This window comes from Ruegeria sp. AA6 (assembly GCF_056542865.1).
Genome location: NZ_JBQGAN010000052.1, coordinates 1 through 9,560, shown reverse-complemented (window position 1 = coordinate 9,560; position 9,560 = coordinate 1). Strand labels below are relative to the sequence as shown.

General features: G+C 47.9%; 6 protein-coding genes. 4 read left to right on the top strand and 2 right to left on the bottom strand.

The window, feature by feature from the left end; genetic code table 11:
* Positions 1–253 precede the first annotated feature (253 nt).
* Complete coding sequence (locus tag ACR0LN_RS23500; RefSeq protein WP_480433141.1) at positions 254–1,885, bottom strand: DNA cytosine methyltransferase; 1,632 nt, start codon at positions 1,883–1,885, stop codon at positions 254–256.
* Between the two features lie 778 nt (positions 1,886–2,663).
* Between ACR0LN_RS23500 and ACR0LN_RS23495 the strand changes: the two genes are divergently transcribed.
* The 4 genes from ACR0LN_RS23495 to ACR0LN_RS23480 are packed head-to-tail and all read left to right on the top strand — an operon-like array spanning position 2,664 to position 7,138.
* Positions 2,664–3,122, top strand: coding sequence for a BglII/BstYI family type II restriction endonuclease (locus tag ACR0LN_RS23495; protein ID WP_480433140.1), 459 nt, complete (start codon positions 2,664–2,666; stop codon positions 3,120–3,122).
* Between the two features lie 13 nt (positions 3,123–3,135).
* Complete coding sequence (locus ACR0LN_RS23490; protein ID WP_480433138.1) at positions 3,136–4,464, top strand: hypothetical protein; 1,329 nt, start codon at positions 3,136–3,138, stop codon at positions 4,462–4,464.
* Position 4,465: 1 nt separating this feature from the next.
* Entirely contained in the window at positions 4,466–6,262 is a 1,797-nt protein-coding gene (locus tag ACR0LN_RS23485; RefSeq protein WP_480433137.1) for a DEAD/DEAH box helicase, read from the top strand.
* A gap of 3 nt (positions 6,263–6,265) precedes the next feature.
* Positions 6,266–7,138 (top strand): protein NO VEIN domain-containing protein, encoded by an 873-nt coding sequence (locus ACR0LN_RS23480; RefSeq protein WP_480433135.1) that lies wholly within the window; start codon positions 6,266–6,268, stop codon positions 7,136–7,138.
* 96 nt (positions 7,139–7,234) lie between these two features.
* On the opposite strand, the gene ACR0LN_RS23475 is transcribed toward ACR0LN_RS23480, so the two are convergent.
* Complete coding sequence (locus tag ACR0LN_RS23475) at positions 7,235–8,557, bottom strand: DEAD/DEAH box helicase family protein (RefSeq protein WP_480433134.1); 1,323 nt, start codon at positions 8,555–8,557, stop codon at positions 7,235–7,237.
* Positions 8,558–9,560: the final 1,003 nt, after the last annotated feature.

Here is a 9,560-nt window from a genome sequence, read left to right as displayed (position 1 = left end):
TCTTGTCGTTTCGGAATAAACAAACGCAAACCATCTTCGAACAAGTTCTGACAGCCAAAACAAGCTAGTGCGAGCGGATAACAGGCAGCCCGCGCCAACCATTTCGGTTTCCGTTCATGATAAAGCCGGTGGGGCTAATAGGACGAAGGTCATGATACCGAAACAGTTCTGATGCTTCGGGGTATGCACTCCGTTGTGCAACCCAGGCGCTTTTTTCCTTGTTGTTATCAAACCAGCCGCATTTGTCGTCGGATCAAACCGTGGACAGTATTTTTTGCCGTGTTTCAAATAGTTTGCAGTTAACCAGAGATGCAACTACGGATCCAATAGCAATTTGTCGGAGGTATCTGGAGATTTTCTGCACCGCAAAATTCTCCGCCTGATATTGATCAAAGATAATGTTGTGGACAAAAATTTTGAGATCACTGTCGGCCAAACAGGACCATTTACCCTGCTCTAACTCTTGATCTACGAATTGACCCAAACGGTCAATAAGCTCAAACGGATGCAATCCCTGCGATCTATGACTCCAAGTTGCTTGTAGAGCGTCCAGCCCATTCAGGTCCACTTTGTCCATGAAGTGTCTTTGCGTTTTGCAAACCTGATCAGCGATATGTTTTGGTGAATTTGTTATTGCCGTTTCGATTGCGTCCTGAGTGAACGTCCTATTGTGGATGCGTTTTGAGTCACCGAAAAAAAACGCGACATGCCATCTGTCTTGACCCTCAACATTCGAAAGTTCGAAGCGGGTCCCACTTTTGAACCTAAGGTTTGGAATACTGAAGCGAAACCTTCTGTCTTCTGGGTACGTCCTGCCCGAGTTGTCTGGTAGGGTTTTGACGCCCTCACCCTCAGGAATCAGTGCGTTGGCATCAATTTCGGAAGGTAGACGAAGGCAGCTCGCGTCAGTTCCTTTAATAGCCTCAGCAATAAGATAGGTGAATACCGGTGGAATAGCATTGCCAATCATCTTCAACTTCTGCGCGTGACTTTTACCCAGAAACTGAAACTTAACAGGAAAGCTCTGTAGCGAAGCTCGCTCACGCACAGACAGTCGTCTGAACGACGCACCATTCGGTTCGCGTATTATCAAACTTTCTCGTGATACACGTGTGCATGTTGCCGTAATAGTTCGGCTGGATCGATCCAAAGGATCTGGGAAAGGCATTCCGTTATAAACAGGGTGAGCTTCTTTCATATCACGGTTAAACCGCTCCTCCTCCCAATTGAGAGGTTCTTCTGGATCGTTGTCGTGGATGACGAATTTACTTGAGGTTTGAAAGATCGGGTCGCGACCTTGCTGGAGTGCCCCAACAACATCACCAAGTGTGGGTTGCTCCATTACAGAGTGGTATGACCTAAGAAGCCCAAAATCAAAGTTTCCTGCGATGCACCGTTTTCGGCGCTGAGGTACGCCGAAGTTTGCCATATCGAAAATCTCAATCTGGGCGTCTTTGAACAGATTTTTGTATTGCTCTAGGGCCCCACCCTTGGAAAGCTCTCTTTCAATCACGTTTTTTACACGCGGAACATTCTCAAAAGCCCATGCTTTGGGCTTTAAATGCTTTACGATTGCCAAAAATCGTTCCAAGTCGACCAACCCGTCAGCTATGTCGCCTGAACCCCCGCGATTTGAATATGAAAATTGCGTACAAGGGGGGCTCCCGACTACGACATCTACGTCAACGGGCAAAGAGGTCAGGTTGAGTTGACGAATGTCGGCTATTGCAACGTCCGACGAACCATTGGCTTCGTGTGTTCTGGCTGCAGGTTCCCACCACTCATATGACTTGAGAACTTCGAACCCGGCAAGTTTGAAGCCCACGGACCAGCCGCCTATACCTGCATATAAATCTACTACCCGCAAAAACGCCCCCGCCTTCAAGTTGTGCCTCTATTACCATGTGTGAGTAACCGGATCCACCCCAGGCAATATTTTTTTCTTATTCAACGCCAGATCGTTCGAGAGTGCAATTTACAAAGTGGTAAAGTGGAGCTCGGATCGAAGTGTTGCACTTGCCAATGACTAGTCCCCGATAACTGTTTCAAGCTGGTTCAACATGCTAGCTGCTATGGATCGCGCTTGGGGGCTTAGGTCATTATGATCAAGTAGCTTCCTTGTCTTGCTTCGAAGCATTCGAAATTCGGACATGAGACTTTCTGACGCCATCCCGGACAAATAGGGACCCGGTCGCGGCAGACTTTCGAGTTGAGGCTGAACGTCAAGAAACTTCTTGCCCTTACTTATCTCACCAATGCGACCGCCGTTGACACCGAACCAAGCCGCAATGTCGTGTTGCCTGTCACCTCGTAGCAACATCCCCTTGACGATTGCAGCATCTATTTCAGTCAGCCTCTTACCACTGTTTTTTGCTCGGTCCACGACCCTGCCTCCTCGTCAAAACCGAAGGTTGACCCTATCGGGCCTAGCCAATTGGCGCAACTTTCTGCTCTAAAAATAAGCGGGGACAAGATCGACTCATACAAGCACAAAGCTAATATGCAGAAGTGACCCGCTTCTTTGGTTCATCTATCCCTGTCGACCAACGAACCTATCGTCTTCCAATGGCAACGAATGGATGGCAATGCTCTGAATTTTCTCGTGGCATTGACAAGTGACCAGTGTATGGTTGCTCGCAACAGAATTACTCGGCTAAGTATCTATGGACACGTTCAAAAACTCTCACCTCGGCGGTGTGGAATTGCTACCAGCCAACGAGGAAAGTGAGGTATTGGAAGCACTTCACCATTGCAAGACCCCAATCGAGCGTGGATTCGGCTCCGATCTGCGAAACGAAATTGAAGATGGTTTGTTTCGGCAAGGCTGGACGAGTAGAGTCCAGATTGCGCATGGTTCTAAAATCACTATTGCAGCGCAAAAAAACCAAGTCGGCCTTGGTATCCAAGTTACTGGTAACATGTCGAGGATGTACGCCGACCTGATCAAGCTTCAGCAGATGTATTTGAGCAACATCATCGACGTGGGCGTGCTGGTATTGCCAACAGCAATGGCGGCGAGAGAGCTTGGCGACAATCTGGCGAACTCCGATAGGTTGGTAAGCGAATTACAAATATTCAAAAAAGTCATCTACATACCGATAGCGGTAATATCCTTCCAATGAGAAGAAAGCAGACATGAACGAAGAAGTTAACAAAGCATTAGCTGAAAACCGATACGGATGGGCGCTACCTAATCGAAAAGAGTGTTTTTCTGACCTTCATGAGGAGGCAAAGAGAACCAGCGCCGATACGTTTAGAATAGAGAATTTCAAAGGCGAGGTGGCGAGCCTTCCGATTATTCGAGTAGAAATCAATCTTCCTAAGTACAGAATTGCCAATGGTCGTACATCTTCGGTCCAAGAAGAATGGGTAACGATCAACGGTAAGAATGAGAACTTTTTTACCGACGGGGATCCAGAGCTTTATGTACTGCAAGAAGCGCAGCACCAAATTCTAGAAAGCATGATAGGAGAAGAGGGCCTCTCCGAGAAATTTAAGGATCCATCAAACAGACAAGTTGAACCGCTTCTGCTCGATGAGAATGGCTTCGTAATTAACGGTAACCGCCGACTGTGCTGTTGGCGAGAGTTTTTCTGGTCAGACCCAGACAGTTACCCACATTTCAGCCATGTAGACGTGGTTGTGCTTCCAAAGTGCGAAGAGAAGGAACTAGACGCTCTCGAGTCCAGGTTGCAGATCGAAAGGGATATACGTAGCGACTACTCCTGGCACGCAGAAGCCAAGATGTTTCGGGAGAAGCAGAGAAAGTTTGGTTACAGCACCAAGGAATTGGCCAAGCAGTACCGGAAACAAAAGAAAGAAATCGAGGAACTTTTCGAAATTCGTGATCTGGGCGCAGAGTACCTAGAAACACGCGGGAAGAAAAACATCTGGTCAGAACTAAGTGAAACGGAACACACGTTCAAACGCTTGAACAAGACCATGAAGGAGCAGCAAAGTGCGGCGGACAGGGAGGTTTTGAAGCAGCTGGCATTTTCTTACATTGATGACCCGGACGCTGCAGGTGAGCGGCTGTATACGTTTATTCCAACGCTCGGCAAACATCTGTCTTCGGTAAAAGATCAGTTGCGGCAAGAGTTTTCTGTCGAGAGTGACGGCTCTGTGGACTCTCAGGCTGAAGACGCTTTCGGTGGAGGAGCTGTAACTGGTACGCAACAGCAAGATATGCAGCTTGTCGCTCAAATCCACAGCTCTTCCGCAGAACTTACCAAAGCCCACGACATTATTGTGAGTACTTTGGAGAGTGAAAAGGAGAAGCTGAGCGATAAAGCAAAGTCAGATTTTTTAATGCAGAAGCTACAAAAATCTCAGACCGCGTTAATTGAGGCAGTCAACTTGGGACTGACCCCTGAAGCCACAATTGATGGAGCATCTGCTCAGTTAGATGAGATCGAAGCCTCAATTACCAAAATACGAACCTTTTTAGCGACGCGGAACAACTAATTTGCTGCTATTCGACTACGCTGATAAGGATCGGAAAGCGGTGCTAAGTTGGGCATCAGAAGACGCCGAACAGAAGTGGCTTAAGTTTATTTGCACGGCTTGTCTGGAGGCATCAGAAGATGCCCAAAGACAAACAGAGCTTTCGATCACATTACCGTGGTGGAGGTTTTTGTCAGTTCGAACGGAAATCTTGAACATTATCTCCGCTTTTGGTCTCCGGTCAGATAAGGATTTCAGTATTGCTCCTGACGCACTGAGGATGCTCGGCGAGGCGCGAGCTAGGCAAGAAAGCTTCAACGAAATCCCGGATGAGTTAGGCCGTCAGGAACTGGAAAATCTCCTGTTAGAGGCTGGGTTTAAGCGAAGACTGACTCAGCACCAATCTAGGAACGTATCCAAGCTGATCTCTCGTCCCAGTGGAGCTACATTCTCAGTCCCTGGAGCTGGAAAAACAACTGAAGCTCTTGCATTTTTTGCTCTGAAGTCTTCAAAGGATGATAGTCTACTCGTAGTCGCCCCAAAAAACGCATTTGCGGCGTGGGACGAGCAAATTGCAGAGTGCATACCCAGCCTGAGTGGCAAATTTGAAAGGTTGCGGAAAACAGGCAAGATACCCTCGCAACTTCTCGATCGCCCAAAACTCATGATAATTGGATATCAGCAACTTACCCGCGTGGGAGATGTAATTTCGGACTATTTGTCCAAAAATAGTGTTCACGTTTTCTTGGACGAAAGCCATAGGATCAAAAATCCGAATAGCATTTCCACTCAAGCAATACTTCGGTTTTCCCACCTTCCGCAAAGCAAACTAATAATGAGCGGAACTCCAATGCCGCAATCTGTGGAAGACTTAATCCCGCAGTTCAACTTTCTCTATCCTGAAATTGGCGCAAACGTAGAAAACGTCATCGGGCTAGTGAACAAAATTTATGTTCGTACTAACAAAGCGGAACTGGACTTGCCTGAGGTTCGAAGAACTTTGACTCGGCTACAAATGGATTCGCACCAAGAAAAGCTCTACCGCTTGCTAAAGAGCGAAATTGCGAGAGAAGCAGAAAAAGCGCTTTCTGAAAATACTAAGTTTGCCCTTCGTCGATTTGGTAAGTCGGTGACAACTGTACTGCAATTCGTTTCCAACCCTGCTCTACTTGCGGATAAACCCGAGTTTAAATTCGCGGATGAACTGTCTGACACCCTAGCTGCAGGAGAGGGTCCCAAGATTCGCTATGTTGTCAAACGTACGCGAGAATTGACCAAGAACGACCACAAGGTTCTGATTTGGACCTCTTTTGTAAAGAACGTAGAGTATCTAGCCGAGTGCTTTCGCGATCTAGGCGCCGTATTTATCCACGGTGGCGTAGATGCTGGTAGCGACGAAGACGAGGATACTCGAGAAGGGAAAATCAAAAAGTTCCACGACGACCCTACATGTCAGGTGATGATTGCGAATCCTGCAGCGGCCAGCGAAGGCATTAGCCTTCATCACGTTTGTCATCATGCGATCTACCTCGACAGAAATTTCAATGCAGCTCAATACCTTCAATCGGAAGACCGAATACACAGATTAGGTTTATCGAAGACGCAACTGACCCACCTGGATGTCGTGGAATGTGAGGGAACTATTGATGAAACCGTGAGGCTTCGGCTTGAAGCCAAGGTTGACGCAATGGCTACGGCTCTGAAGGACAGTTCACTTAGTATTTCTCCAATTCAAGTCTCTGATGAGGACGCTGAAATAGACTCGGCGGCGCTGGATTTAGACGACGTTAAAGCACTTTTAGACGCGTTCAGGCGATAGCCAATGCAAAACCTTTTGACCCCTAGCACCGCCTACGAGTGCTTTGAGCTTCTCAGAGTGCTGGAGAGACAGAGGCTGACACGGCCTGAAGTAGTCAATCTGAACTTCGGTATTGTTCCAGCACATACAATCCTAGACCATGCGAGTTCTTTAAACTGGGTTTTTACGAATATTGATGGGCACATCGCGATTACAGAGCGCGGCAGAGCTTGTTTGGAACTTAATCACTCAACGAGCCAACTTCGTTTCATGTTAGCGGACTATTTCATTGAGCGAAGAGATCCATGGCTGCAACTAGTACGCTACGGTAGGCGACAGGTCTTGCTACAGTCTCCCCCGGAAATTTCACAGTTGTTGTACGAGGCCGGTTTGGCCGACGGCGAAGATCAAGAAGTTATTGATTTCTGGGACAAACTTGGCGCTAGGGTGAGAGGGGAGAATGATAAGCGAAAACTGGAACTAGGACGCACAGGGGAACGCTTATCCATTAAGTATGAAACCAAGAGAACAAGATTCCGACCAAAATGGATGGCACTCGACGGCGACCACTATGGTTACGACATACTCTCGCGACAGTCTTTTGACGATGACACGCCATTAAAAATCGAGGCAAAGTGTTCCACGGCTAGAGTGTCGAATGCATTTTTTTTCATAACAAGAAACGAATGGGAAACTGCTGAAAGCTCTAAAGACTATCACTTCCATCTTTGGTGTTTGGAGGATGCATACTCCAATCTTGCAGTCTTGAGACCAAGCGATATTTCTCCTCAGATTCCGGCCAACAAAGGCTCCGGCGTCTGGGAAACCGTCCGGATTCCCTTCGCAATATTTGAGAACCACTTTGACAAGGTAACCGAAGCTGCAAATGGCAGCTGAGTAAAAAAGGTAGGAACGAAGACAGTCATTTCAAAGCAACATGCGGTCCAAATCCAAATTTGGGGCGCCCCCACCAGATCGGCGAGGGCTGAGTTTTCACGCGGCTAGCTTTTGAGGTTCAGGTGCAAGTTGATCGAGCAAATCCGCGGTGCTGTCGGTTTGCAACCACAATTGGAACAGCGTCCTCATTCGTTCGCTAGGGATGTACAGTATGACCGGTTCATTGTTCCTGATTGCCGTCCTCCATATGACCTGGACCATCTCTGAGATCGCATAGATTTCGTCATTCATCTCGATACCTTGTTCTGCAAAGAAGTTGCGGAGGATCGGCAAGGAGAACCTGTTGGCTAGGTACGCCATGGATTTCTTGTGAGCGAAGTCATTTGTGGCCTTGGTATTGAGTGGTATCCAGCAGCTCTTACCGGAATAGCTCTCGCCTTTCAGTTTCTTTCGGTGGTCCTTGAACGATGTCCATGCGTTGTCTCCTGATCGTGTCTTGGCGTGGTTTTTAAAGAACGTAACGGTGTTGCCCTTTAACTTACGTAGGGATGCCGCGTCGGCCCGTTTGAACCATGAGGATGACAACGGCTGCTCTCTTCCCTTTGGGGTTCCGATGTCGTTTCCTCTGCCGTCGTAGATCGAAACTAACTTTCGAACCTTAGACTTGATCTCTCTTTCGTTGTGATCCAACCACGGTATTAGTTTGTATCCGGTAGAGCGGTTTCCAGACACTGCCTTCAAATCAAACGAAATGCCCTCTGCCTCCAAGTAGGATCGCATAGGAGACCCTTGGAACAAGTAGGTCAGCACAAAGACCTCGTTGAAGCACTCCAGGAACTCAACCGGAAACTGCCAGATCAGGACACGTTTGTTGCGCTGTCCATCCGAATAGACAGTCAGGTTCCCATTGTCGCAGAGGTGCTTGATTGGAGAAAACTTACCTTCGTAGCTCGCATGCTCCTCGTGGTTCCAGCGAAGACGCTTGGTAGATTGTTCAACATACACTTTTCCGGCGGAGAAGAGGTCGTCTTGGTCGAATTTGGTCAACCCATCGAAGAAATCACAGCATGTAAGAACTTCGTCAATCACGAGCGTGTAGTTGCCCGACAAAAGGGCTTCTCTCGTTTCTTGTGTGATCATCCTGAATAGCTCGTGTGTCGTCGCGATGTTCTCGCCTTCGTCGATCAGCTTCTGAAGACCGTAGTATTTGCGACCATGTATTGGCTTGGGGTCCTTGAATCTGAGATTGGGACAAGCGTTCTTTACCCGTTCAACTTCGTCCAAGAGAGGCGTAACGTAGATAAAGCGACGCTTAGATGAATTGAACATGCCCTCGAAGTGGGCACGGTTCATGTATTCGATGATGAACGATGTCTTGCCGGCACCCATAATGGTGTCGACGACGGTGATGTCAGCCATAGCAGTATTTCCTTTTGGAGCAACAGTGCCTGTTGGGGCTTAGTTGCGATTAGTTGGAGAGGGTTGTCGGGATTAGAATGCGCGAAAACGCGACAGTTGCGGAAAGTGGGCGATCAAAACCATTTAATTACAATGGTCTAGCCACCTCCCAGGGGAGCCATCCTTAAAGGACTAGAGTAGTACCTTGAGGAAGGGTTCTACAGATGTACGGTGTAAAACGACTACTGCAGATATGCTCAAGTTAGAGCATCAGTTGAAGGACGAGGGCGTCCAAATTTTGCGACCTTTGTGCGGGATCAGCTGTCCTGGTTTCGCAGAAGAAGCTTACGGCGCCGCTTCGTCTCGATAATTGGTCGAGTACTATTAGCCTGTGTACCTGTTCTTGGGGACTCTGATCCACACTCTTCTGGACTCTGGTTTTTTCTATTGTCGCCAGATTTCGATAGGAGAAGTTTCGCACCAAAATTTTCAGATGACTTCTGACGCCCGTATCGCTCCCGGGCACTAACCCTTCTTTGAAGGTCTTTTTGGTGTCGGTCTTCCCATTTGGCCTCAATGAGTACCCTGAGTTCGTCTTCGGACAGGTGTTGGAATTGCTTCTGACCTCGGTGCCAGCGTATTGAGCGCTGCATACTGTCTTCTCGCCTGGCGGCTTTTTCAGCTTCTTGCCTCTTGCGCGTATTGCAAGCCAGCACCCGACAACTGTTGGAGCAGTATTGCGAAGTTGATCTATAAGGCGTGTATCGCTTTTTGCAGTGTTTACAGCTCCGCCGAGCTTTCGGCTTAGCAGTCTTGGTGTTTGTTTCGCTGGTTGTCATGACTTCAACCGTCCTGTCCTAAACCATTTGGGGCGTTTGGGTGTATCATGGGCAACGCATAATTGGATTTCACATAATTATTAGCAGGTTACGGGAATTTTAAATTTAACGGTAAGAGGTTGTTTAATCTCTATCTCAGTAACCGTCCAGATAGTGAGACTCGGACCGCTAATTACCATCGCACC

What these genes read in the sequence shown, in the direction of transcription:
- ACR0LN_RS23495 (WP_480433140.1), top strand. Translation starts at nt 2,664, where the DNA reads ATGGACACGTTCAAAAACTCTCACCTCGGCGGTGTGGAATTGCTACCA.
- ACR0LN_RS23475 (WP_480433134.1), bottom strand. Translation starts at nt 8,557, where the DNA reads ATGGCTGACATCACCGTCGTCGACACCATTATGGGTGCCGGCAAGACA.
- ACR0LN_RS23480 (WP_480433135.1), top strand. Translation starts at nt 6,266, where the DNA reads ATGCAAAACCTTTTGACCCCTAGCACCGCCTACGAGTGCTTTGAGCTT.
- ACR0LN_RS23490 (WP_480433138.1), top strand. Translation starts at nt 3,136, where the DNA reads ATGAACGAAGAAGTTAACAAAGCATTAGCTGAAAACCGATACGGATGG.